Genomic DNA, 24617 nt, shown 5'->3' on the forward strand with positions numbered 1-24617 from the left:
CTTCTCCTCCCCGCGCTTTCAGCCCCGGGAAAGGCCAGACAACCGTTCGACATTTCCGCAGAGTTCAAATTTCAATCGGAAAGGAGACGATGCCATGAAGAACCAACCCGAACCGGATTCAGACCTGATCCTCTATCTGACAGAGGATGGGCGGACGCGGCTGCAAGTGCGGCTGGCTGGTGAGACGGTCTGGCTTTCACTCAATCAGATGGCGGACCTGTTCCAGCGGGACAAATCGGTCATTTCCCGTCATATCAAAAATGTCTTTCAGGAGGGGGAGCTGGTCCGGGATTCAGTTGTTGCAGAATCTGCAACAACTGCGGCCGACGGGAAGACCTACCAGGTCGAGTTCTACAACTTGGACGTCATTATTTCGGTGGGCTACCGGGTGAAATCGCGAAGGGGCACGCAGTTCCGTATCTGGGCCACCCAACGGCTGCGGGAATACATCGTGAAGGGCTTCGCGATGGACGACGAACGGCTCAAAAATCCGCCAGGCAAGGGGAACATCGATTATTTCGATGAGTTGCTGGAGCGGATCCGGGACATTCGCGCCAGCGAGCGAAGGGTCTATCTGCGGGTGCGGGAAATTCTCGCTCTCGCGGCGGACTACGAGCCCACGGAGCCGGACACACAGGTGTTTTTCCAAACCATCCAAAACAAGCTGCACTATGCCGCGACCGGAAAGACGGCTGCTGAGTTAATCGCGGAACGGGCGGATTCATCCCAGCCCAATATGGGGCTGATGGCGTGGCGCACCGGCGTGGTGCGGAAGGCGGATGTGACTATCGCCAAGAACTATCTGCGCGAGGACGAGATCGAGGAGCTGAACCGAATCGTCGTGATGTTCCTGGATTTCGCGGAGGATCAGGCCCGGCGCAAGAAGCAGATTTTTCTGCAAAATTGGATCACCCGGCTCCATGATTTCCTGAATCTTAATGAACGTGCCATTCTGCCCGATGCCGGGAAAATAAAACGCGAGCAGGCTCACCGACTGGCCGAGGAGGAATACGAGCGTTTCGCCGCCCGCCGTCGCGAGGAGTTGGAAGCACAGGGGGAAGCGGATTTGCTCGAACTGCTCGATGCCGAGGTAAAGAAGCTGCCGAAACCCAAAAAGCCCAAACCATGAGCATCGACGAATCCATCGTCTAATGTGCCGACCTCGTATGGTTCGGGCGCTTGCGCGAGGCCATCCAGCGCCAATACCCGTTACCTGAAAAAGGTTCTTCAGACCTGAATCACCAGCCGCGCGCCTGCAGCCATGCGATCATCGCGTCGGTCCAGGCCGCATCGTGGAGGTCCCACTCCACCACGGAATGGGGGGCACCGGGAATCACCTGCACGTCGCAGGTGCCGCCCAGCTCCCGCACCCGCGCGGCAAACGCGTCCGTCTGTGTCATGGGCACCGTCTTGTCGCTTTCCCCGTGCAGGATCAGCACCGGTGGCGGCGCCGTCTCGAGGCGGAACAGCGGCGACGTCTCGCGCAGGCGCGGCAACACCGCGTCCCGCAACTCAGCATCGATGTCGAGAAACGCCTGCAGCGAGATACTCGGTCCGCCACGGCGCTCACTGTCGGCCACAAAATCGGTCACTGGCGCCATCCCGATCATCGCCTGCACCCCGCGCCCCGCGGTCTGTTCGGCCATCGCGGCCATGAAGGCCAGTTGCCCGCCCGCCGAGTGCCCAAAAATCGCCACCCGGTCGGGATCACCGCCGTAGGCGCCGATGTGGGTCTGCACCCAACGAATCGCCGCCCGCACATCCTCCTCCGGTGCCGGCCAGCGCACCTCCGGCGCCAGATGGTAGTTGATCGACACCCACAGCATCCCGTGGGCTGTGAGCGGCGCAAACAACGGATCAATATCACGGGTCTTGTCGCCGCCCATCCACCCGCCGCCGTGCACGATCAGCGCCACCGGAAACGGGCCGTCACCGGCCGGCACCGCGATATCGAGCAACAACGCCGCGGCGTCCGCATCGCCGTAAACGACATCGCGCACGAAGCGCGCCGGCGGCACATCGATCAGCACCGGATTCCACGCATCCTCGCCGGCCAACACGGCCGGTGCGTTCCACGCCAGCGATTGGATTTTGGTCACCGGTTTGGCCCACCGCACCCGTTGCGCTGAGGTCGCTCCGGCGCCGCGGCTGTTGAACTCCATGCATCGCAGCGCTGCCGTATCCAGATTCTCCACACCGAGGCGCCAACCCGCCGGAGCCACCGCGGCGCCGAGATTGGTGTTCAGCCAAGCCACTGCGGCCGTCGCGCTGCGCGCTTCGCCCAGCCATACGGTGCTGCCTGCCGGCGCCGACACTCGGCAATTGGCCAATACCAGCCCGTAGTCCAGCGCGGCCGGTGTCGCCGCGACCGTCGCTGCGCCGGACTCGCCGCGCAGCCGCAAATGGCATCGCTCCAAAAACGCCGTGGCCGCATCCGTGGTCACCACCGCGTCCGTCGCTTCCAGAAAACTGTCCTCGAAGAACGCGCGACCGCCCTCCAGTTCCGCCGCACGATCCGCTCCCACGACGCGACAGCGCCGAAGCACGTTGCGTCCGCCCTGCAACTTCAGCCCGGTCGCGGTGGTATGCTCAAGCGTCAGTCCCTCCAACCACACTTCGCCGTGCTCCACGAGCAGTGCGGCTGATCCCGTTTCCGCACGAATGACCACCGCCTCCCGGCCAGCCCCCATCAGGTGAATCGGCGACGTGCCCGCGGGAATGGTCAACGCCTCGGCATAGGTCCCCGCCGCCAGGTGAATCTGCCACCAGTCCGCAGTCTCCGCCGCGGACGGAGCCGCGTCGATCGCCGCCTGCACGGTCAAAAAGTCTCCGGATCCATCCGCCGCCACGTGGACCGCCGCATGTGCCGGGATTACCCACAGCGAAACCAGCAGCCCAACGCGTCCGCAGCCGCCGATCATGAGCCGCCACACCGACAAGCATCGAAAGTTCATCTTCATAAGAAAGCAGGCGGAGGGTGTGCTCGCCGACGCCCCATGGCGATCCTGTGTCTGCGCTCGGTGTTGAGCAGGTCCCCGACAACGTGGCTTTTCTCCGAGAGGTGGACGCGGACGTCCCGGCCGCGTCGCGCCCTGCCTCTCGGCTTCTCGCCCAGCCCCTGGCCTGGCTACGCTCGGCTCGGCACCGTCAGCCTGCGAGACGTCGCCCGGAGGTCGACGTCCACCTTTCCTGTGAGACGCCTGTTCCATGTTTTCCGTCTCGCCCTCCCTTCTCGGCGCTTCCCTTTCGCCTAAATCAGTCAACGATGAGACTGCGGGGTGGTTTTGCGCGGCCGCCGCCCCTCGGCACGCTGCGTTCACCCCACTTGGCTCGCCCCGTTCGCCCCTTCCCCTTGGGCTCAATCGCCGCCTCTCCCCTTGCCTGTGACCTCCGCCTCCTCCTCGCCCGCCGACCGCCCTCCTGCACACTTTCGTTGGAGCATCTGCGGTCTCCTTTTCCTCTCCATCGTCGTCAACTATGTGCACCGATTGACGATCGGCATCCTCAAGGATCCCCTCAGTCAGCAGCTCGGCTGGAGTGAAACCGACTACGGCCAGATCGCCGCCGCGTTCTCCTTCGCTTACGCCTTCGGTTATCTGTTTGGCGGTCGGCTGCTGGATCGTTGGGGCGTAAAGCGGGGGCTGCCCGTCTTCGTGCTCGCGTGGAGTCTCGCGGCCACGGCGCACGGTCTCATCGCGTTGCTCGATCCCAGCGCGCGCGTTTCCTTCAACTACCCGTGGTTTTCGTGGGCCGAAAAGGGTCTCGTCTGGTCCACCTTCGGGGTGCCGCTGACGGTGTTTGGTTTCATCTCGGCCCGCATCGCCCTCGGTCTCACGCAGGGCGGTAATTTCCCCGGCGCGGTCAAGGCGGTCGCCGAGTGGTTTCCGGTTCGCGAGCGCGCGCTCGCCACCGGTCTTTTCAACGTCGGTAGCAACGTCGGCGCCGTCCTCTGCCCCTTGCTCGTGCAATGGATGTTTGTGCGCTGGGGATGGGCCGCGACGTTTTATGTGACCGGTCTCACTGGCTTCATCTGGGTCGTGCTTTGGTGGTGGCTCTACGAAGCGCCGGCGCGCCACCCGCGCCTGAGCGCCGCCGAACGCACTTACATTCTCGACGGCCAGCCGGCCGTGGAGGAGCCGAAGGTCAGCGTGCCGTGGCGCCGCCTCCTGCGCGAGCGCGCGGTTTGGGCTTACGTGCTCGCCAGCATCTTCGCCGGACCGGCCTGGGGCTTCTACCAATTCTTCCTGCCGGATTTTTTGAAAAAAACCTTCGCCTTCGATCTCGCGGCGACCGCGCGCTGGACGGCGTTCTTTTTCTTCCTCGCGGCGATTGGTGGAGTGCTTGGCGGTTGGTTTGCCGGTAAACTGCTCGCCCGCGGTTGGGCTGTCGCCAAGGCCCGCAAGACCGCCTTGCTCGCCTGCGCCCTGGCGGTGTTGCCCGTCGGCCTGGCGCCCTTTGCGGGGTCGCCTTTGCTGGCTGTGCTCATCGTGGGGCTCGCGGGCTCCGCTCACCAGGGTTGGTCTGCCAATCTGTTCAGCCTCGTGTCGGACACGATGCCGCGCCACGCGATCAGCTCGGTGGTGGGGCTTGGCGGTTTTGTGGCCTACTTCACCGGCGGATTCGTGAATGGGTTCACCGGACTCATTCTGGAGAGGACGGGCAGCTATGTTCCCGTTTTCGCCTACTTCTCCGGCATGTATCTGCTCTCCCTCTTGTTGGTGCACCTGCTGGTCCCACGCATCGACCGCGCCTGAGTTAATTTTTCCGTCTCCCCCTCCATGCCGACCGGCTCTTTTTCCTCGCCCGCCCTGCTCGACGACTCCGCGCCTTGGAGCCCTGATCTCGGTGACGGCACTTACCGCAATCCGGTGCTCTACGCCGATTATTCGGATCCCGACGCCATTCGGGTGGGTGACGATTTTTACCTGATCGCGTCGAGTTTCTCCGCGGTGCCCGGTCTCCCGGTGCTGCACTCCCGCGACCTCGTCAACTGGCGTCTGCTTGGCCATGCGCTGCCGCGTCTGGTGCCGGAAGCGCACTTTGCAACCCCTCGCCATGGCGGCGGCGTCTGGGCGCCGTCCCTGCGCCACCACGACGGACGTTTCTGGATCTTTTACCCCGACCCCGACTTTGGCCTCTATTGCTTGACGGCCACCGACGCCGCCGGTCCGTGGAGTGAACCGCACCTGGTTGTGCGCGGTTCCGGCCTCATCGACCCGTGCCCCCTGTGGGCCGACGATGGTCAACTCTACCTGATTCACGGCTGGGCCAAGAGCCGTTCCGGCATCTGCAACGTGCTCACGCTGCTGCGGCTCAGTGCGGACGGGCGCCGGGTTGAAGAGGATTGTGGCGTGGTGATCGACGGTGAACAGGTGGCTCATCCGGGCTTTCACACGCTGGAGGGCCCGAAGCTCTACCAGCGCCACGGCTGGACCTACGTTTTTGCGCCGGCAGGCGGGGTGTCCGTCGGCTGGCAATCCGTCTTCCGCGCTCGGGATCCGCGCGGCCCCTACGAACACCGGGTGGTGCTCCACCAAGGCACGACGACGGTCAATGGCCCGCATCAGGGTGCGCTCGTCGATACGCCGGCCGGTGACTTTTGGTTCCTGCATTTTCAGGACTGCGATGCCTACGGTCGGGTGGTGCATCTGCAGCCGGTGAATTGGGTCGACGACTGGCCCATGATGGGGGCGCTGCCCACCGATGCGTCCGCTCCGGGTGAGCCGGTGCTCGTCCATGCGAAACCGATCCCGGGGGCCGCGCCGGTGGTTCCGCCCACCAGCGACGATTTCAGCGCCGCGACTCTCGGGCTCCAATGGCAGTGGCAGGGCAATGCGCAGCCGGAGTGGTATGCACTCACCACGCGTCCGGGGGCCCTCCGCCTCTTCGCCCAAACCGAGCCGTATCCAGAAAACCTCTACCTCGCGCCGCACCTGCTCCTGCAGAAATTTCCCGCGCCGGCCTTCACCGTCACCGTGCGCTGTGAGATTGCGGCTGCGGCCGCCGCGCCTGGCCTCTCCGCCGGTCTCATCATCTTTGGTTATGACTACGCCTGGGTCGGCCTGCGCCAGACCGCCGATGGACTCGTGTTCTGCCATGCGCGCAACCTCGATGCCGTCGAAGGCCAAGCACAGGCCTTGGAGGTGCTCAGCCCCGTCCCGGCCCAATCGGGATGGTTGCGCGTCACGGTCGCGGCCGACGCCGTCTGCCATTTCAGCACCAGCACTGACGGCCAGACCTTTACGCCCGTCGGCGCCGCCTTCACGGCGCGCTGCGGCAAATGGGTGGGCGCCAAGGTGGGCCTTTTCGCCTCCCAAACGGCCGCGCCGGCGATGGTGGCCGCCGCCCCGACCGCGGTCGATTTTCTGGACTTCACCGTCACCCCCTAAGCTGCCCAGCCCCTGCCATGACTCCGCTTCGCACCTTGCTGTTTTTGCTGCTGCCGGCCCTCGCCGCGAGCACCTCGTTGTTTGCCACCGAGCTCGAACCCATTGCGCCGATCGAGGCTCCCTTTCCCATGCCGCAACTGCAGCGTCCGGTGTTTCCCGACCGGGTCGTCGACATCACCGCCCATGGTGCGGTGCCCGGTGGTGAGGTGAAGAACACCGCCGCTTTCGCCGCCGCCATCGCGGCCTGCGCCGAGGCCGGCGGTGGTCGGGTGCTGGTGCCAGCGGGTCGTTGGCTCACGGGCCCGATCCACTTGCGCAGCAACATCGAGCTGCACCTCGCCGCCGAGGCCGAAATCATTTTCAGCGATCGTTTCGAGGATTATCTCCCGGTCGTTCTCGTGCGGGTCGGCGGGGTCGAACTCTACAATTACTCGCCCTTCATCTACGCGCGAGACTGCACCAATGTCGCGATCACCGGCTCCGGCCGACTCAACGGCAACGCCGAGGCGTGGTTCGATTGGAAGCACAAGGAGACCAAGGAAATCTTCCAACTCGAGCCCCGCGGCATTCCCGTTGAGGAGCGTATCTTCGGCACCCCGGAGGCCGCGATCCGACCCAACTTTGTGGTGTTCTTCAACTGCACCAACGTCCTGTGGGAGGGCTTCACCATCGGCAGTGGCGCCAATTGGACCCTGCACCCGGTCTATTGCGAGAATGTCATCATCCGCCGCGTCAACGTCCTCACCGACGGCCCGAACAACGACGGCATCGATCCCGACTCCTGCCGCAACGTGCTCATCGAACACTGTGTCTTTGATACCGGCGACGACTGCGTCGTGCTCAAATCCGGTTACGATCACGACGGCTGGCGCGTCGGGCGCCCGACCGAAAATGTCGTCATGCGTTGGTGCTCAAGTCGGCGCGGCCACGGTGGCCTCGTCATCGGCAGTGAGATGTCGGGCAGCGTGCGCAATGTCTACATGCACGACTGCGAGTTTGAAGGCACCGACCGCGCGCTGCGCATCAAGTCCCGCCGGGGTCGCGGAGGTGTCGTGGAAAATGTCTGGGTCGAGCGTCTGCGGGTCCGCGACATGCAGCACGAGGTGGCCATCCTCAACATGGACTATACCGCCGATCGCAACACGGCGGTGAACCCGCACGCGCCGCTGTTCCGGAACATCCACCTGCGGGACATCACGGCCGACGGCGCCCCCATTGCGGTTCGCATCACCGGATTGGAAGACTCGCCCATTGAGCATGTGACCTTCACCGATCTCGACCTGCGCACGACCCGCGGCGTCATTGCCCGGCATGCGCGGAAACTCACGTTCACCGACGTGAACTTCACGGTCTCCACCGGACCGGTTTTCGAGTTTGACGACGTGACTGACGTCACCGTCGATGGCGCGCCCTACCCGGCCGAAGCCCCCTGATTCACCCTCCGGTCCGTCGCCGTGAAATCCACTCGACGGCCGCCCTCCAACGTCCATCTGCTGTCCCGGTGCCGAGCAAAGCCACCCTCCAGGATGTCGCCAACGCCGCCGGCGTGCACCGCACCACGGTGTCGCTCGCGCTGCGCGATCATCCGCGGATCCCGGCGGCCACCCGCGAGCGCGTTAAAGCCGTCGCCAACCAACTCGGCTATCGCATCAACCCCCTCGTTGCGGCGCTCATGCAGACCCGCCGCCTCGGCCGTCGTGATCGTCATGTGACCCTGGCCTTCGTGACCAGTTACCCGACCCGCTACGGCTGGCGCCCCACCCATCACGACCGGCCCAACTTTTTTCCCGGCGCCGCCCAACGCGCGCAGGAACTCGGCTACAAACTCGAAGACTTCTGGCTGGCCGAACCCGGCATGACCTCGGCCCGGTTCTGCCGCATTCTCGCTTCGCGCGGCATCAACGGATTGCTTATCGGTCGGCTGCCGCCCGGACTGCGTTCGCTGAACCTCGACTGGAACCGTTTCTCTTGTGTCGCTCTCGGACTCACGCTCCGCTCGCCGGTGCTGCATCATGTGACGGAAAACCACTTCGACACCGCCGCGCAGGCCATGCAGCGCTGCGTCGAGCGCGGTTATCGCCGCATCGGTTTTGTGTATTCAGAAGCCAATGACAGCCCGTCGGTGGGCGATCGTTGGCTGGGCGCCTACCTGCTTCACCGCAACACCGTGCCCAAGTCCCGCCAACTGCCGGTGTGTCCGGGGGATCCGACCGACGAAGCGAAGTTCGCCGCTTGGTTTCGCCGCCATCGGCCCGACGCCATCATCGCGAATCACATCCCGCCGCTGTTGCCCTGGTTGGCGCGGCTGCAGGTTTCCGTGCCGGACGAGGTTGGGTTGGTCGGACTCGAAAGTCATTCCTCGGTCGACTGCGCCGGGGTGCGCTACGACCCCGCCGTCGTCGGCGCGCTGGCGGTGGACATGTTGGTGGGCCTGCTCCACCGCAACGAGACCGGCATCCCGCAAAGCAACCAGCACGAGGTATTGCTGACCGGGGTCTGGCATGAGGGGCAGACCCTGCCGCCGCGCTGCTAAGCGGACTACCTCGGTCCGAGGTCGGTAGTCGGCCTCGTCCGGTCGACGCCAAAGCCGGGGCTTTTCCCGCGCAGTTCCTTCTGTGGAGCCTCTAGGGGCGTTGTTTAGTCAACGATGAGAACGCGGACCGCCTAGTCGGCTAGCTACCGAAATCTATCGTCCGGGTCACAGCGACCCTGGCCGGCGCTGTCCCTGCCCCAAACCCACCCCAACCTTCCCCTTCCCCTCGCCATCCCACTGCAGCCGCTCGGCTGTTTTGTATCCGCGTTTCCCGCTGGTCCGTCCGTGGACCGAGCCAGGACCCGCGGCCTGTGAACCCTCTCTCTGCATGGTTTTCACCTCTGCAAACCCAATGAAGCCCTACACCCCCATACCCCGCACCGCGCCTCGTCGGCGCCTTCTCCGGCGCGACGGCCTCGCCGCCGCCCTTGCCATCAGTGTCGTTTCCTCAGCCCTTGCTCAGCCCGCGCCAATCGAAGCGTCGTCGGCCTCGGCGGATGAAGAGATCGTCAACCTTTCCCCCTTCGAAGTCACCGCCGACACCAACGGTTACTTCCAGTCCAACACCATGTCGGGCACCCGCCTGAACACGAAGATCGAAGACCTCGGTCAATCCATCACCGTGATGACCAAAGAACAGATGGCCGACTTCGCCATCCTGGACATCAACGATGCCTTCGAATACATGGCCAGCACCGAGGGCACGAGTTCCTTCTCCCTCTTTGAAACCGACCGCACCGGCGCCGTCGTCGACCAGGTCAGCCTCGATCCCAACAACGCCAATCGTGTTCGCGGTATCGGTAACGCCAACATCGCCTTCAACAACATCGGCATGACCGGCCGCGTGCCGGTGGATCCGCTGTGGATGGATTCGCTCGAGCTCAGCCGCGGTGCCAACGCCAACATCTTTGGTCTCGGTAACGCCTCCGGCACCGTCAATCAGGCCCCTGCCACGGCCAACCTGTCCCGCGACTTCAACAAGCTGGAGGTGCGCGCCGACAGCTACGGTGGCTGGCGTGGTTCCGTCGACATCAACCGCGCGCTCACCGAGCAGATTGCCGTGCGCGCCAGCTACGCGAAGCAGCACACCGGCTTCATCCGTAAACCATCCGGTGAGGATGCCGAGCGTCTCAGTCTCCAACTCAAATTCCAGCCGCTCAAAAACACCACGATTTCGGCTTCCTGGTATAACTACCAGAACACCGCGGTGCGGCCCAACTTCACCACCCCGCGCGACTACTACACGCCGTGGGTCGAGGCGGGCATGCCGGGTTGGAACGCCGTCACTGGCCTCGTGACGATGGCCAACGGCGACGTCTATGGTCGCAACAACGTGCTCGGTTCGACCACGCCCTACACCGCCACGCCGTCCTTCCTCGGCGGCGCGGAAAACCGCTCGATCTTTCAGATCGGGGGACCCGGCGAATCGCCCTACTGGACGATGACCCGCTACACCTCCGGTGCTCTAGCCGATACCGATCCGATCGGCGCGACCAACACCGGCGTAGGCCTGCTCACCTCCCGCTCCAACCTGCCCTACAATGGCAACCAGGTGCTGGTGAACAGCGTCGTCGCCCCCATCGGCGACAAGTCCCTCTACGACTACACCGAGATCAACCTCGCCGCCAACAGCAAGGCCTGGGACGACGTCGACACCTACATGGTTCAGCTCGACCAAATCTTCCTCAACGATGCCAAGCAGACCCTCGCGTTTCAGGGCACCTTCATGCGCGAGGATGTGAAGCGGCTCGAAAACCAGCCCATGGGCCCGGCCAGCGTGAACAGCATCGTCGGCCAGATGCAGGTGGACGTGAATGAGGTGAACCTCGATGGGACGCCCAACCCCTACTTCGGTCGCCCGTTTCTGCGCAGCAGCGAGCCCTTCCTGCGTGACCGCACCCAGCTTTGGGATACGTCCCGCGCCCAGGCTGTTTATCGCCTCGATTTCTCGCAGGATGATGGCTGGACCAAGTGGATCGGCAGCCAGCAACTCGTGGGTTACTACGAGCACAAGGACCGCCAGGATCGCCACTACGCCTATCGCCATAGTGCCTTGAACCTCGACCAGCCGTGGCAGCAGAAATACGCCGCGCTCAACACCCCGCTGGGCAACCGCACCCAGTCGAACGTCGACACCATCTACCCCATCGCGCCGGGCAACTACGCCCGCACCCACGAATACTACTACGTGGGCGACACCGTCGGCGGTGGCATTGAATACGCCCCGGGCTATTTCCCCGAGGGCACCACCCTGCCCTTCGTCTGGGGCTCCAGCCCCACCAGTATCCACCAGGATGTTACGGCCATCGGCTGGACCCCGAGTCCGGACGGCGGCGGCGGCGGCGCCAACCGCCAGACCATCGTCAAGACCATGGGCGGCATTCTGCAGAGTGCCTTCCTCGACGGTCGCCTCGTCACGACCCTCGGCCTGCGTGAAGACCGCGTCCTGGACCGCAACGCTCCGCTCGCCAAACTCACCGCCGATCTCCGCGACTACGACTTCGCCGCCTCCAATCAGTGGAACGAGGGCTGGCGCGCCGCCGAAGGCAAAACGGAAAACATCTCCATCGTCGGCCGCCCCTTCCAGGACCTGCGTTTCCTCCGCGACCGGATGGAGCACGGTAGCGGCATCGGCCGCTTCCTCGCCGAGGCGGTGGAAGGCCTGAGCATCACCTACAACACGGCTGACAACTTCATCGCCCAGGGCCCCGCCTACGATCTGTTCCTCAACGAACTGCCCAACCAGACCGGCACCACCAAGGACCTCGGCTTCTGGCTGTCACTCTTCGACGGCAAGCTCTCCCTGCGCTACGTCCACTACGACACCAAGCAGCTCGACCTGCGCAACGGTGACATCAGCACCATGGCCCAGCGCATCCTGCGCATGGATGGTCTGGTCGCCAACGACCGCCAGAGCCTCATGAAGCATGCCAAGGGTTGGCTCGGTTACCTCGACGGCGAAACGCCGCCCGATGACGTGATGGCCAACGCGCTGCAGATGCCGCTCGATCAGTATGTCGGCCTCAAGGGCATCGTGCAGGACAACACCTACGCGGCGGTCAACGACATGGAATCCACGGGTGACGAGTTGGAGATCAACTTCAACCCGACCCGCAATTGGACCGTGAGCGCCTCCATCACGAAGATGGATTCGATCAACACCGCCGCCGGTGCGGCCGTCGATGAATACTTCGCCGCCCGTGTGCCGGTCTGGAGCACGATCGAGGACCCGCGTTTCACCCGCACGACCTACACTCCGGTTGATATCCTCAGCACCCCTGAGGACGAAAGCGCCGGTGGTCCGGTGCAACTGCAGGGCGACTATTCCCACCTGCCCGTCGGCCCGACCGGCCACCTGCTCTACTGGGGTATCGTCGGCCAGGAGTTCCGCACCCTCGTCAACTACGACAACAACCAGTCGCCCGAGGACCGCTACCTTGCCAACGTGAATTCGCCCATGGCCGTGTTCCGCGCCTTGGTCGGACGCTCCCGTCCGCAGGTCCGCAAATACTCCGCCAAGTTCAACACCAAGTTCAACTTCAACGGGGTCACCGACAACCGCATCCTCAAGAACATGAGCGTCGGTGGTTCGGTGCGCTGGACCGATCAGGGTAACATTGGTTTCTACGGTCAGGGTTATGACGAGTCGCTCGACCTCACCCTCCCGGCCAACCGTATTCTGGAACTGGATACCTACCGCCCGATCTACACCCCGGCCGAGACCTACGTGGACCTGTTTGCCAGCTACACCACCAAGCTGTTTAGCGACAAGGTGAAGGCCAAGTTCCAGCTCAACGTGAAGAACGTGTTTGAGGACGGCGGTCGCCTGCAGGTGACCAGTGCCTACCTCGACGGCAGGGCCTCGACCTACCGGATCATCGATCCGCGTCAGTTCATCTTCTCCGCCTCCTTCGATCTCTAGGGGTTTCGACCGGTTCGGAGTTCATTGCCGCCATCCGACGCTGGGATGGCGGCATTTTTTTGCCCGGAAATGCAGGGTCTCACCCGCGCCGACCGACGAACACGGGCCCCTTCCGGTCCTGGTGTAGCAGCGGCCGTCTCGGCCGCTTTGCCCCCTGTGTGGAGAGCTTGCTGGTCTCCGGCGCGAGCCCGCTGTCTCACCCACGCGGACCACAAACGCGGGCGACACGCCCGCGGCTACATCCCGGTCCTGGTGTAGCAGCGGCCGTCTCGGCCGCTTTGCCCCCCGGTGGAGAACTTGCTAGCCTCAGGGGCGATCCCGTTGGCTCACCCGCGCTGGCATTTCTCCGCCTTCCCAGGAACTTCGTGACGCCTTGTTCCGGTTTTCCTACCGGGTCAGCTCCAGGTAGTCGCAGAGCAATGCTACGTTGCGGTTAAACACCGCACTGCGCACCCGATCCATCTGTTCGTATTCGCCGTTCCAGCGGACACCGCGCGGCATCACTTTCTTGAAACGATCCTCGCGGCTGATCCACGCGCCCGATGCCTCCTGGTCTGCGATGATCCTGCGCACCGTTACCTCCAATCGCGCGCGGGTCCGTTCATCGGATTCCGCCAGCGCCGTATTTTCCCTCGCGCGCAGGCCTTTGCGGCCGAGCTCGAGCGCCGCCTCAAATCGTGCCGTCACCGCGGCCAAGTGGCCCGACAGGTCCGTCTCGTAGCCATAGCCGGTGCGCCGCTCCGGATGCAGCTCTGTGACACTGTCGACCCGCACCCGACCGCGATCGTAATACAGCGCCTTGCCGGTCCCGATCTCCACAAAGCGCGCCCATTTGCCGTTCGGCAGCCGCGATTCCCGCAGCCAGCGCAAGGAGTCAGGGATCGGCTCCAACAGCGTTTCGTCGCCCAACTCCAGCCACAGGTCAATCAAGGTTTCCAGGTTGCGCACGGTCACGGCCGGACAGACGGCCGGCGGTTCGAAGGTGCGGGCCCAGGCCGGCTGCAGATACTCATTGTATTGCTGCGCCCAGCCCGGTTGCGGCGGCGGGAGTTGCGAGATCATCATGAACCGCGCCACCTGCCGCAGGCTGCGGTCGATTCCGCCGTCGCCATCATCCGGATACAAGCGACGAGCCAAGATCATCACCGCTACACAGTCATTGATGCCGCCGTCATTAAACGTGGCGTAGTCGTGATAGTCGCCGCCTGCCGGATACCGGTGCGGCCAGCCACCGTTGGGCAGTTGGGTCGCGATCATCATGGCGATCGACCGCTCCACCGCCGCGGCCAGGGCGGGGTCGTCGATTTCCCGGTTCAGTTTCAGCAGGAATCCGATCGCCGCCTGGGTTTGGTTGTCGTCGAAACTTACGGTCTCATTCGTGAGATCGGAAAAATCGATGGTGTGATCCCAGCCACCATGGCGGTTTTGGCCGCGGATCAGCGCCGCCGCCGCGGCCCGCGCTCCCGCGAGTGCCACGTCGTCCCCGGTCACCTGCCAAACCCGCAGCAGCGACTCACCCACCGCCGGGGTTCCGGGTGGCTGTACCTCCACCTCCGCCGGTCCGAGCGGGCTCTCGCCCCAGCGCTGAGCGTTGTCGGGTGTCGCCGCGTAGCCGTAGCCGCCGTGCACATTTAAAGTTGTGAAGAACGCCACGCCGCGGCGCAGGGACTCGGTAGCTTCAGCGCGCAGGTCCGCGCGAACCGGCAGGGTCATCACACCCAGCGCGAGCAGGAGGGGAAGAAAACGTAGATGCATGGGGGAACGGGGTGCTCCCACCCTAAGCACACGTTTGCCTGAGGGAAGCTCGCCTTGCGTTCCCGCGCACGAAACAGGGCTTCGGCACACGGAAACGCTCCAGTCGCAGCGCAGAATCCGGCATGAACGCTTCACGCCAAGCACTCACCGTGCGCGCACCTTGGTGCTCCCCCTCCGCGAAGGCCGGATCGGGATCATCGGTCCACCAATTGGGCCAGTGTGCATTCGGCGGCTGCGCTGATCCCTCCCCGGGTAATAGCGCGGTGATCGAGCGCTTCCGCGATGCCAGCAACACCCGCGATGTCGTCGGCAACTAAGGCTCCAACACCCGCTACCTGAAAAAAGTTTTTCAGTCCTGAGCACCGGCTGGGGGCAGCAGCTCACAGCAGGTGACGAGGAGAATTAAGCCGTCCCGCCCGCTCTCCTTCTTTGTTCCCTTTGTTGCCATCGGTGAAACGAGCCAGAGCGGCGGTCTAGCTTCCGCTCCCCGCTCTTTCAGCTCCGGTAGTTCGTGTTCAAAACCCCGTGTCGATGAGCCATTGGATTTGTTTCTCGCGGTCGGGGATCACCTTCTCATCGAGGCAACGCTGAAAGGGTTTTGCGTCCCACATCGAGGTGCCTTTGGCGTAGTGCTGCAGGACCGTGCGCATCAACGTTTCATACGCTGGCACCGATTCGTCCACGAGGCGCCGCAGCTGGACCGCGTAGCGTTCGTCCGCTGTCAGCTCCAGCATGCGTTTCGCCTGCGCGGCCTGCACTTTGATCCGATAGAAACGCACGGTCGCGATCAGGCACTCACTGTCGCTCACGAAGCGCTGTAGTTCCGCCGGATCGCTGCTGGGCAAGGCGGCCGCTTGCTGGGCCACGTTCAGGGCTTCCTCTGCCATGGCAAGGTAGGTGTCGATCAGCCAATCCGCCCGCATCACGTCGGATGGCAACGCGTCTCCGGCTGCCTCCATCGCTGCCACCTGGGCGATGGGCAGACTGCGCCGCTCCGCGCCGATGGGCCCGTGTTCCGCCGCATAACGCGCCACCGTGAAGGCATCCACCGGCTGGCTGTAATAGCGTTGGCCGGTCAACCCGGTGGGCCCGTCCAGCGGCCGGTCGTCGATCTTGGTGCGGTAGCTCAGGATGTCGTCCACCTGCGTCTGCACCCACGCGATCGAGGTCGGGAAAAAGTTGCCGAAGCGCACCGCGGTGAGGTTCTGCAGGCCGGGCAGAATCGGATCGGTCAGGTCATACCAACGCACCAGGAGCGCACCGACTTCCGCGTTGCCCAGGCGTTCGCCGAGCCGCCGCGCCGCCCAGGCGGTTTCCGCGGCCGGTTCACGCTCTGCGCGCCAAAGGTAGCGGCCCTCCAACTCATGCCAGAGGGGATCGCGCTCCCAGGCATTCAACACGGCGTCGGTGCCGTCGGCCTGGACGTCGAGGGTGTGCGGCCAGACCCAGGCCTGCGGCGGATAAAACCACGCGCCGGTGAAGATGCCGGCCTCGCGCCAGTTGCGCACCATCTCGCCCAGCAGGCGGGGGCTGCCGACACGATACGGCACCGCATCCGCCGGGTCGTGCAGATTGACGATATGGCCGGACAGGACGTGGGCCCATTTCTGGTGCCGCAGATCCGGCACCGGACTCGTGATGGTTTCGTCGTTGTGTTTCAGCTCCGACCACAGGTCGTCATAAATTGTCGGCAAGGCCGCGCGGAAATCGTCGGCCATCGTCCAATCGCGCAACACCAGACGCGGGTGTTTCCCGCTCTCGCGCACCGCCGCGAAGATCACATCCCGGAACCATGGCAACTGGTCCTCCTGCGCCAGCGATTCGCCGGGGCAAATGTAGAGGCCGACATTCGGGAACGTCTCGAGATAGCGGCGCAGAATCGTGCGATAATAGTCCGACACCCACGCGTCCGGATGTTCGAAGCGCGCGCCGTCTTTGCCTTCGCGCCCCAGGGCCTTGGCCTGATGCTCGCTGATGTGAATGTTGTAGAAATGCGTGAGCACCGTGATCGCGCGCTTCTCACATTCCTGCGTCAGCCAGCGGAACTGCTCCTGGTTGCGCCGGATTTCCTCCGCGCTGAATTGCGAGGCATCGGGATACTCCGGCAACTCGAGGATGTGCGGGAACAGGTGCCCCGACCAGAGCACCAAGGTGTTGAGCCGCGCTGAAACCAGATAGTCGAGATAGCGCGTCATTAGCGGTCTGTCGAAGAACCACGGATACACCTCCGGGCTCAGATCGCTCTGGTAGTTCCAACTCGGACTCAGCATCATCAGCACCGCGCCGCGCACGCCAAACTCCGGCGTCCCATCGACGCCGACGACGTCGCATTCGCCCTGCATGACCATTTGGGTGCCATAAAGCACACCGGCCTCGCCGCCCGCGATCACATGCGTGCCCTCGCCCTGCGTCTCCACGCGAAACGCCTCTGCATCTCCCAACGCGGGATCAATGGTCCACGTCACCGCTGAGTCCACCGTCGCGACCTGATCGGCGACGTGTTCCAGCACCGGCGAGGCCAGCGCGGTATTCGCGATCCACAGTCCCGCCGTCAGGATATTCGTGTATTTCGTGTGTTTCGTGGTTCCCATCGTTGTGTTCTCCAAAATCACCGCCGGCCGGCCAGTTCCGCTTGAATGGTCGTCTCCATCCGTTCGTATTTGCGGTAGAACAGCACCGGCACCGCACTGAGCGCAAAGAACAGCGCCGGCACCCAGACGATGGCCCACTCGATGCCGGCCAACGCGGCCGCCGATTGGGCGGTGTTCGGCACGTAACCCGTGCCTTCGAGGATCCAGCCCGGCAACGCGCCGCCGAGCCCTGCACCGGCCTTCAGGCAAAACATCGCGCCCACCGCCGTCAGCAGTCCGGCCGAGCGAATCCCGGTCTTCCACTCGCCGTAGTCGACACTGTCGGAGATGACTGAAAACGGCATCGCCATCGCCACGCCGCTGGCCAGAAAACCGACCACCCAGCCGGCCATCACCAGCGTCACCGATCCGCCCTGCGCCAGCCCGGCATACACGATCAGTTGTCCGGCCACCATGCCGACAAGACCGCCGATCCAAGCCCAGGTCTTCGACAGTTTGCGGCACAACCACGGCAGGAAAAACACCGTCGCCAGCGAGATGAAATCCAGGCTGTTGGCCAACGGGATCAGGTCCTTCCGGTGCAGCGTGTATTCAAAAAAGTAGGGCACGGTCGACACCCGCGCGATGAACGCGATCCAGAAGCACAGACTACTGGTGAAAATGATCAGCCACGGCCAGTTGCCCTTGAGCGCCCCGAAGCCACCGAGGATGGACTGCGGCACAGTCTCCACCTTGACCGTCTCCTTCAGGTTGCGAAACGCCAACAGGTAGAGCGCCACCGAGCCGATCGCGTAGATCGGCATCACCAGCATGAACCCGCGCTGGTCGTCGCCGCCGCCGAGTTTCTGCACCAAGCCCATGGCGGTGAGGTTCACCAACAGCACGCCGAACTTGGAGCCAAACATGCGGAAGCAGGTCAGCGTTACACGCTCCTGCGGATCGTTGGTCAGGTTGGCCAGGATCGATGTCACCGGCGTGTTGATTCCGGTGTAGAGCACGCTCGCGCCGATGTAGGTGACGGCCGCGTAGATCACCTTGCCGGTGTGGCTCAGATCGGGGGTGAGAAAGGTCAGCACGCCAAACACCGCATAGGGCACGCACAGCCACAGAAACCACGGCCGACTCTTTCCGTATTTGCTTTTGGTGCGGTCGAAGATCACGCCCCAGATCGGCGTATCGATCGCATCCATCAATCGGGCGATGAGCAGGATCGTGCCGGCCGTGCCGGCGGAGAGCCCGTAAACATCGGTGTAGAAATACAGCAGGTAGAAGGAAATGACGCAGAAGACCAACTGGCCCGCCACATCACTCGCCGCATAACTGAACCGCGTGGTGTAAGACGTTTTCGACATGGGGTATAAAAAAGAAAAACGAGGTTAAACCACGGATGAACACGGATGGCTTCGCCTACCGGCTACGCACCTCAGTGTTTCCCTGAAGGCGGAACGGTAGTGGAGCCCATCCGTGTTCATCCGTGGTTAAAAAAACTAGTCCTGTCGGCGCAGATCCTCGGACGTCGCCAGCGCGATCACGCGGCCCTGGTCGCCGACGGCGCAGTAGAAGTGATACACGACGCCGTCGTGTTTCAGGATCCACGGTTTGTGCGCGAAGGTTTTGTCGTAGGGTTCACTCGACTCCACGAGGTGCTCCCCTCCCCACTTGCTCCAATGCACCAGATCGTAGGACGCCGCGAAGGTGTCGAATGCGCCCGGTTTCCAGAACGCGCCGAAATAGAACATCACCCACACGTCGCCCACCTTGACCAACTGCGGATCACCGCTGATCGCCCACGGCGCGTCGCCGACATTGTTCACTACCGGCCCGGGGCCAAAACGTTGCCAGGTGCGCAGGTCATGCGAGACCGCGATACCGATGGTCTCCTGTCCATACGGCGGCGCCTTACCGTTGTAGAACATCACGAACGGCGCGCCCAGCAGCTCCGCCTCATCGCGCACGATGGCGCTCTTGTAGAGCGTCGTGTGTTCAAAATCGCGCACGTCACTTTGCATCGGCGACAACACCGGGTTTTCCGCCAATCGCTCCCACGGGCGCACGGCCACCGGGTCGTGGGTGGAGGCGAGACCGATCGACAGCGGATCCGTTTCGTAGCCCTGCTGGTGGCCGCCGAGATAGGACAACCAATAGCGGCCTGCAAATGTGCCGAGTTCGTGCGTCGCGTCCTCCCAACGCGTGTCGTAAAGCGCCAGTCCACCCGCGGCCTGCCAGGCGTCCCAACCCTCCTGCGCAAACGGCAGGATCGGACCGAGGCGCTCCCAGTGCAGCAGGTCGTCACTGACCGCGAGCAGGGTCTGGTAACCGACTTTGTCGCGATTGGAGACAAACATCATATACCAACGCCCGTCGTGCCGAAACACATTGGGGCAATCGATCAACTCGCCCTCCTCCGCCGGCAGCACGACGCCGTATTTGAAGGGCGTCTGAAACTGCGCGTGCAGCTCCCGCATCACTTTGCCCGAGACCATCTTCGGCCGGCCTTCTGGAAACGGCAGCACCGCGGGGCGCTCCGGCTGCGCAATCAATGGCCCGGCGATCGTGAGCAGCAGTGCCAACCATGCCCGTTTCAAAACAGCTCCTCCAATCCATACCGGGCGAGCAGCTCGCGCACCTTGACGGGGCCACCGCTCGCGGCCGCCTCCTCCATCGCCTGCATCAGCGCGACGGTGACGATGCCTTCGCGCACGTCGGGCGTCGGCATCTCATCGTTCGCGAGGCAGCGCGCGAAGTATTCGATGTAATCCTGATACTCGCCGGCGTGATGCGAATGTCCGCCGAAGCGAAAGACGTAATCGTCCTTGTCCTCGAACGTCTCGATCACCGACTGCTCATCGGTCTTCCACGCGTAGCGCAGATCGTAGTAGTCGCCCTGACTCGCGCCCAGGGACCCGCGCAACACACAACTCATGTTGGCGTCGCGGGCATTCGGCGTGACCGGACTGGTATAGGTCCCGCTCACTCGCGCGATCTTTCCGTCCGTCGTTTTGTAAATGAAGTGGAAGGTGTCCGCGTGGACGAGGCCGAGCTTCGCGCCGTTTTCGCTGAGCCGCGAATAGCCCATGACCTCCTCGATGTTGGGCAGATACCAACGGATGAAATCGACCGGATGGCTGAGTCCGCCGTAGAGCCATTTAAAGGCGTCGGTCTTGGCCCAACCCTTGGCGAGGAACCAGCGGTGATCGGCGTTGTAGTAGGCTTCGACGGAGTTCAGCTCACCGAACGCGCCCGTCTCGTAGTGTTTCCGTTGCCGCGCAAAGGGCGGGAAGAAGCGTGAACTCTGCCCCACCATCACGCGCTTGCCGCTGGCCTGAACCGCCGCGACGACCTCGGCGGCGCGCGTGAGGTTGTCGATGAACGGTTTGGTGCAGATGACGTGTTTACCCGCCTGCAGCGCCCGAATCACGTGATCGGCGTGCAGATGATCGGGCGTGTAGATGCCCACCACATCGACCGCCGGATCGGCCAGCAGCACATCCATCGAGTTCGTGAACACGGCCGCATCGAGGCCAAATTCGTGGCAACGCTCGTGGCCGAGTTGCTCGTTCAAATCGCACAGCCGCACGACCTGCCAGAGGTCGCTCTGCAAGCCGCCGGAGATAATGCTACGGCCTTCGCCGAGCCCCAAAACACCGAGTCCTAGAGGTTTCATAAAAAAGATGGGGAAGGATTAACCACGGATGAACACGGATGGCTTCGCCTACCGGCTAAGCACCGACAGAGTCCGTGAAAGGCGGAACGGTAGTGGAGCCCATCCGTGTTCATCCGTGGTTAAAAAAAGTTTCAGTTCAGCTCGCCCTGCAGGGTCACGGAGCCACCGGCCGCCAGCACCACGTCCGTGGTTTTATCCCCTACGCGCAGCTTCGCGGTGCCGCCCTTGGCGGACCGCAGGTTGACGGTCTGCACCGCGCCGTCCTGCCAGGTGAGATCGATTTCAAATCCGCCCCGCACCCGCAGGCCGCGAACGCTGCCGTTTGGCCATGCCGTCGGCAGTGCCGGCAACAGCACGATCTCGCCGGTGTGGCTCTGCACCAGCATCTCGCAGATGCCGGCCGTCGCGGCGAAGTTGCCGTCGATCTGAAACGGCGGATGGGCGTCAAAGAGATTTGGATACACGCCGCCGCCGCCCTTCGACTTGCGCGTGACCGGATCGTCGCGCACCAGATTCAGCTGATTGAGCAGGATCTTGTGCGCATGATCCCCGTCGAGAAAACGGGCCCAGAGACTGATCTTCCACCCCAACGACCAGCCGGTGCCACCGTCGCCGCGAAATTCGAGCGACTGCTGCGCGGCCCGCATGAGGTCTGGCTGCGACCAGGTGATGTCCTCGCCCGGAAAGACGCCCCAAAGATGCGACACATGGCGGTGATTGTTGGTCGGGTCGTCCTTGTCCTCCAGCCACTCCTGTAGCTGGCCGTGCTGACCAATCTGATTGGGCGCGATGCGCGCCGCCATCGTGGTCAACTGCGCGGCGAATTCCGGATCGAGATCCAACTCGGCCGCTGCCTCCGCCGTGGCACCGAACAAGGCGCGAATCAGCTGATGGTCCATCGTCGGCCCCATCACGAGCCCGCCGTGTTCCGGCGAGTTGGACGGACCGCTGATAAGCCGGCCGGTCGTTGGATCCTCGACCAGGGTTGCGACAAAAAATTCCGCCGCGCCTTTCATCGCTGGGTAAGCGCGTTCGGCCAGGAAGGTGCGGTCGCCGCTGAAGCGCCAATGTTCCCAAAGGTGCCAGCTCAGCCAAGCGCCGCCGGTTGGCCAAATGCCGTGGTTGGCATGATTGATGGGAGCGGTGCCGCGCCAGCCGTCGGTGTTGTGATGCAACACCCAACCCGGCGCGTTGTAGTGCGCCTGCGCGGTCTTGGCCCCGCTGATCTCCAGATCGTCGATCATGGCAAAGAGCGGCTCCGCGCACTCGGAGAGATTGGCGACCTCGGCCGGCCAGTAGTTCATCTCCAGATTGATGTTGGTGGTGTATTTGCTGCCCCACGACGGTTTGGTTAGGTCGTTCCAGATGCCCTGGAGGTTAGCCGGAGCGCTGCCCGGGCGGCTGCTGGAAATGAGCAGGTAACGCCCGTAATTGAAGAGCAAGGTGGCCATCGCCGGATCGCCGGATTTGTCGGCCTGCTCGAGACGCACATCGGTGGGCTCCGCCGCGATGGCGGTCGAGCCCAGGTCCAGTTCCACCCGATCATAGAGCGCCGCGTAGTCGGCCACGTGGGCCGCGCGCAGGTCGGCATAGGATTGGGTCGCCGCTGCCGCCAGCGCCTCGGCACAACGCAGCTCGGGCGCACCGTCGATATCGTCGAACCGTTGGTAAGCCGAAGCGCCGGTGATCAGCACGGTCACGGCATCGGCCTGGTCGATGGTGATGCCGTCCGGTCCGATGGACGTGCGACCGCCTTCGGTCAGGACCTTGAGGCGGGCCGCAAAAATCAAACCGTCGCCGCCCACGCGTCCCGAAAGATGGAGCTCGTTGCCGACCAAACGCACCACGTAGTTGGGATGCACCGTGCTGAGGCGCACCGTGCCACTGATCGCGCCAGCCTGATTGGCGCTGAGGTGTTGGACGATCACCTGATCCGGCGCGCTGGAAAACGTCTCCCTCGTATAACTCACCTCGCCCACCCGATACTTCACCGTGGCGACGGCGGTGTGCAGATCGAGGTCGCGCACGTAGTCGGTGGCGCCCTCATGGCCCGGCAGGCTGAGGTGCACGTCACCAAGCGGCTGATACATCATCTGGCGCAGCGGCTCGCTCATGAATTCGCGCATGGCCAGTTCCTCGGCGGCATCCTGTTCGCCAGCCCAGAGCAGCCGACGAATCTCCGGCAGCACCTGATACGCGCCTTCGCGCTGATATTCGTGCGGGCCACCGCTCCACAAGGTGTCCTCGTTCAACTGGAGATGCTCTTCCGCCGGGGCACCATGCACCATGGCCCCGAGCCGGCCGTTGCCGACCGGCAAGGCTTCCGTCCACACCGCGGCGGGTTGCCGATACCACAGGCGCGAGGTGCCGGTGGCGGCGAAGGCAGAGGTGCTCGTCACGGCACAAGCGGCAACCGTGGCTACGAGCGTGAGCGAGTGGCGGGAGCGACGGAGCCACTCGCTCACGCTCGTAGCCACTTGGGGGATCAGGGAAAACGTCATTGCAGGGATTTCAGGGCTTCTAGCACCGCTTCCGGAGTCGTCGCGGCGTGTGAGGGCAAGGGGTGAGTCTCATCGAAGACACGCAGCGCTTCCGGCGCCTGCATCGTGCAGCGCGTCTCGTCGACCGCACTGGCGTCCAAAGCCAACTCGCGCGCGACGAAGGCATACATCGCCGCCCGTTTGTTGGGTCCGTAGTCGTGACCTTCGTCCGGGAAATGGGCGTTCCCGACGTGGTCCGGCGCACCGGCCTGCGCGTAAATGCGTTGCAGGAACGGGAACTCCGTCTGCGGAGTGTATTGCGTCCAGTCCTTGCCATCGGAGATGACGAGCATGGGCCGCGGTGCCGCCAGTGCCGCCACCATCGCGTTGCTGGCAAAATGGTCGGCGCTGCGATGCACCGGCACGCCACTTTCACACGCGCAACCGCCGAAGAAATAGGACGACACCATGACGACGGGCACACTCACGCCGATACGCTCATCAAGCGCGGTGAGCATGAAGGTCTGCGTGCCCCCGCCGGACGCGCCGGTCATGGCCACGCGGGAGGCATCGGCGTCGGGCAAGGCGAGCAACCAATCGAGGAGGCGCGTGCCGTTGACGAGGTGCAGCGGAAACGCCGCCACCGAGCGATGGGCCGAGGAACCGAGGGCAACCTGGTTGTCCCCGTAACCAAACATATCGACCGCGAACACGATGGCGCCCATCCGGGCCAGGGTGGCCGCGCGCACCTGCACCGACGGACCAAAACGACCGTGATTGGCAAGTCCGCCTGGTTTGTCCAAACCGCCACCGCTGTGACCGTGGGTGGTGAGCACGATCGGAAACGGTCCTTCCCGACCGAGCGGACGATACAAGTTACCGGTGGCCCAATAACCGGGCACCGTTTCCAGCGCGACGTTGGCCACGGAGTAGCCGTCGAATTCACGGACCGAATGAAGGATCGGCTCCGCGCCCAGACTGCGCGGCCAGGGCGTGAGACCGGCGCCGTCTCGAATACGCTGCTTCACGAGCTCACCGTAGCCGACCCAGTCACCACGCGTTGGATACGCGGCCTCGGCCGCGAGCAGAATCTCCGCCCCGACCGCCGGCGTCACAAAATCACGCGGGCACAACGCCGGTCCTTCCGCCGGCGCCGGAGGCACATCCGCCGGCAGCCACGCAACGTCGGCCTTTGACCACGAATGGACACAACTCAACACGGACAAGAGGCAGAGAATTCTAAGGGAGTTCATATTAAATAATCCGTGTCTATCCGTGTTTAT

14 protein-coding genes are annotated in these 24617 nt (G+C 63.8%); 6 read left to right on the forward strand and 8 right to left on the reverse strand.

Features of this window, described 5'->3' with window-relative positions:
- Positions 1-94 precede the first annotated feature (94 nt).
- The gene (locus K1X11_RS02430) at positions 95-1129 is read left to right on the forward strand and encodes a virulence RhuM family protein (protein WP_221028726.1); all 1035 of its coding nucleotides are present in this window, start codon (positions 95-97) and stop codon (positions 1127-1129) included.
- A gap of 109 nt (positions 1130-1238) precedes the next feature.
- Here the strand turns inward: K1X11_RS02430 and K1X11_RS02435 are convergent, their stop codons facing one another.
- Positions 1239-2960, reverse strand: coding sequence for a pectinesterase family protein (locus K1X11_RS02435; RefSeq protein ID WP_221028725.1), 1722 nt, complete (start codon positions 2958-2960; stop codon positions 1239-1241).
- Positions 2961-3383: 423 nt separating this feature from the next.
- On the opposite strand from K1X11_RS02435, the gene K1X11_RS02440 reads away from it, so the two are divergent.
- The 5 genes from K1X11_RS02440 to K1X11_RS02460 all read left to right on the forward strand — a co-directional run bounded on the left by K1X11_RS02440 (position 3384) and on the right by K1X11_RS02460 (position 12844).
- Positions 3384-4754, forward strand: a complete 1371-nt coding sequence (locus tag K1X11_RS02440; RefSeq protein ID WP_221029187.1) for an MFS transporter — start codon at positions 3384-3386, stop codon at positions 4752-4754.
- Positions 4755-4778: 24 nt separating this feature from the next.
- A complete protein-coding gene (locus K1X11_RS02445) occupies positions 4779-6389 on the forward strand; it encodes a glycoside hydrolase family 43 protein (RefSeq protein ID WP_221028724.1) in 1611 nt (536 codons plus the stop codon).
- A gap of 17 nt (positions 6390-6406) precedes the next feature.
- Positions 6407-7822 carry a glycoside hydrolase family 28 protein gene (locus K1X11_RS02450; RefSeq protein WP_221028723.1) on the forward strand — a complete coding sequence of 472 codons (1416 nt, stop codon included), beginning with the start codon at positions 6407-6409 and terminating at the stop codon, positions 7820-7822.
- Positions 7823-7890: 68 nt separating this feature from the next.
- A complete protein-coding gene (locus K1X11_RS02455) occupies positions 7891-8922 on the forward strand; it encodes a LacI family DNA-binding transcriptional regulator (RefSeq protein WP_221028722.1) in 1032 nt (343 codons plus the stop codon).
- A 352-nt stretch (positions 8923-9274) separates the two neighbouring features.
- Positions 9275-12844, forward strand: a complete 3570-nt coding sequence (locus K1X11_RS02460) for a hypothetical protein (protein WP_221028721.1) — start codon at positions 9275-9277, stop codon at positions 12842-12844.
- Between the two features lie 387 nt (positions 12845-13231).
- On the opposite strand, the gene K1X11_RS02465 is transcribed toward K1X11_RS02460, so the two are convergent.
- The 7 genes from K1X11_RS02465 to K1X11_RS02495 form a co-directional block, all read right to left on the reverse strand.
- Positions 13232-14599 (reverse strand): pectate lyase, encoded by a 1368-nt coding sequence (locus K1X11_RS02465; protein WP_324726065.1) that lies wholly within the window; start codon positions 14597-14599, stop codon positions 13232-13234.
- Positions 14600-15114: 515 nt separating this feature from the next.
- Positions 15115-17190, reverse strand: coding sequence for a hypothetical protein (locus K1X11_RS02470; protein WP_221030461.1), 2076 nt, complete (start codon positions 17188-17190; stop codon positions 15115-15117).
- 17 nt (positions 17191-17207) lie between these two features.
- Positions 17208-18542, reverse strand: a complete 1335-nt coding sequence (locus tag K1X11_RS02475) for a glycoside-pentoside-hexuronide (GPH):cation symporter (RefSeq protein WP_221030462.1) — start codon at positions 18540-18542, stop codon at positions 17208-17210.
- A gap of 135 nt (positions 18543-18677) precedes the next feature.
- On the reverse strand, positions 18678-19760 hold the full coding sequence (locus tag K1X11_RS02480) for a glycoside hydrolase family protein (protein WP_221030463.1): 1083 nt from the start codon (positions 19758-19760) through the stop codon (positions 18678-18680).
- 11 nt (positions 19761-19771) lie between these two features.
- Entirely contained in the window at positions 19772-20854 is a 1083-nt protein-coding gene (locus K1X11_RS02485) for a Gfo/Idh/MocA family protein (RefSeq protein WP_221030464.1), read from the reverse strand.
- Positions 20855-20985: 131 nt separating this feature from the next.
- Positions 20986-23355, reverse strand: coding sequence for a glycoside hydrolase family 95 protein (locus K1X11_RS02490; protein ID WP_221030465.1), 2370 nt, complete (start codon positions 23353-23355; stop codon positions 20986-20988).
- Positions 23352-24587: an alpha/beta hydrolase family protein gene (locus tag K1X11_RS02495; protein ID WP_221030466.1), complete on the reverse strand. Its 1236-nt coding sequence runs from the start codon at positions 24585-24587 to the stop codon at positions 23352-23354. Before K1X11_RS02495 ends, K1X11_RS02490 begins: the two co-directional genes overlap by 4 nt.
- Positions 24588-24617: the final 30 nt, after the last annotated feature.

This window comes from Actomonas aquatica (assembly GCF_019679435.2).
Taxonomy (GTDB): domain Bacteria; phylum Verrucomicrobiota; class Verrucomicrobiia; order Opitutales; family Opitutaceae; genus Actomonas; species Actomonas aquatica.

Excerpts from the sequence above, each read along its gene's own strand:
- K1X11_RS02430 (WP_221028726.1), top strand. The coding sequence starts at position 95 with ATGAAGAACCAACCCGAACCGGATTCAGACCTGATCCTCTATCTGACA.
- K1X11_RS02435 (WP_221028725.1), bottom strand. The coding sequence starts at position 2,960 with ATGAAGATGAACTTTCGATGCTTGTCGGTGTGGCGGCTCATGATCGGC.
- K1X11_RS02445 (WP_221028724.1), top strand. The coding sequence starts at position 4,779 with ATGCCGACCGGCTCTTTTTCCTCGCCCGCCCTGCTCGACGACTCCGCG.
- K1X11_RS02450 (WP_221028723.1), top strand. The coding sequence starts at position 6,407 with ATGACTCCGCTTCGCACCTTGCTGTTTTTGCTGCTGCCGGCCCTCGCC.
- K1X11_RS02460 (WP_221028721.1), top strand. The coding sequence starts at position 9,275 with ATGAAGCCCTACACCCCCATACCCCGCACCGCGCCTCGTCGGCGCCTT.
- K1X11_RS02465 (WP_324726065.1), bottom strand. The coding sequence starts at position 14,599 with ATGCATCTACGTTTTCTTCCCCTCCTGCTCGCGCTGGGTGTGATGACC.
- K1X11_RS02470 (WP_221030461.1), bottom strand. The coding sequence starts at position 17,190 with ATGGGAACCACGAAACACACGAAATACACGAATATCCTGACGGCGGGA.
- K1X11_RS02475 (WP_221030462.1), bottom strand. The coding sequence starts at position 18,542 with ATGTCGAAAACGTCTTACACCACGCGGTTCAGTTATGCGGCGAGTGAT.
- K1X11_RS02485 (WP_221030464.1), bottom strand. The coding sequence starts at position 20,854 with ATGAAACCTCTAGGACTCGGTGTTTTGGGGCTCGGCGAAGGCCGTAGC.
- K1X11_RS02490 (WP_221030465.1), bottom strand. The coding sequence starts at position 23,355 with ATGACGTTTTCCCTGATCCCCCAAGTGGCTACGAGCGTGAGCGAGTGG.
- K1X11_RS02495 (WP_221030466.1), bottom strand. The coding sequence starts at position 24,587 with ATGAACTCCCTTAGAATTCTCTGCCTCTTGTCCGTGTTGAGTTGTGTC.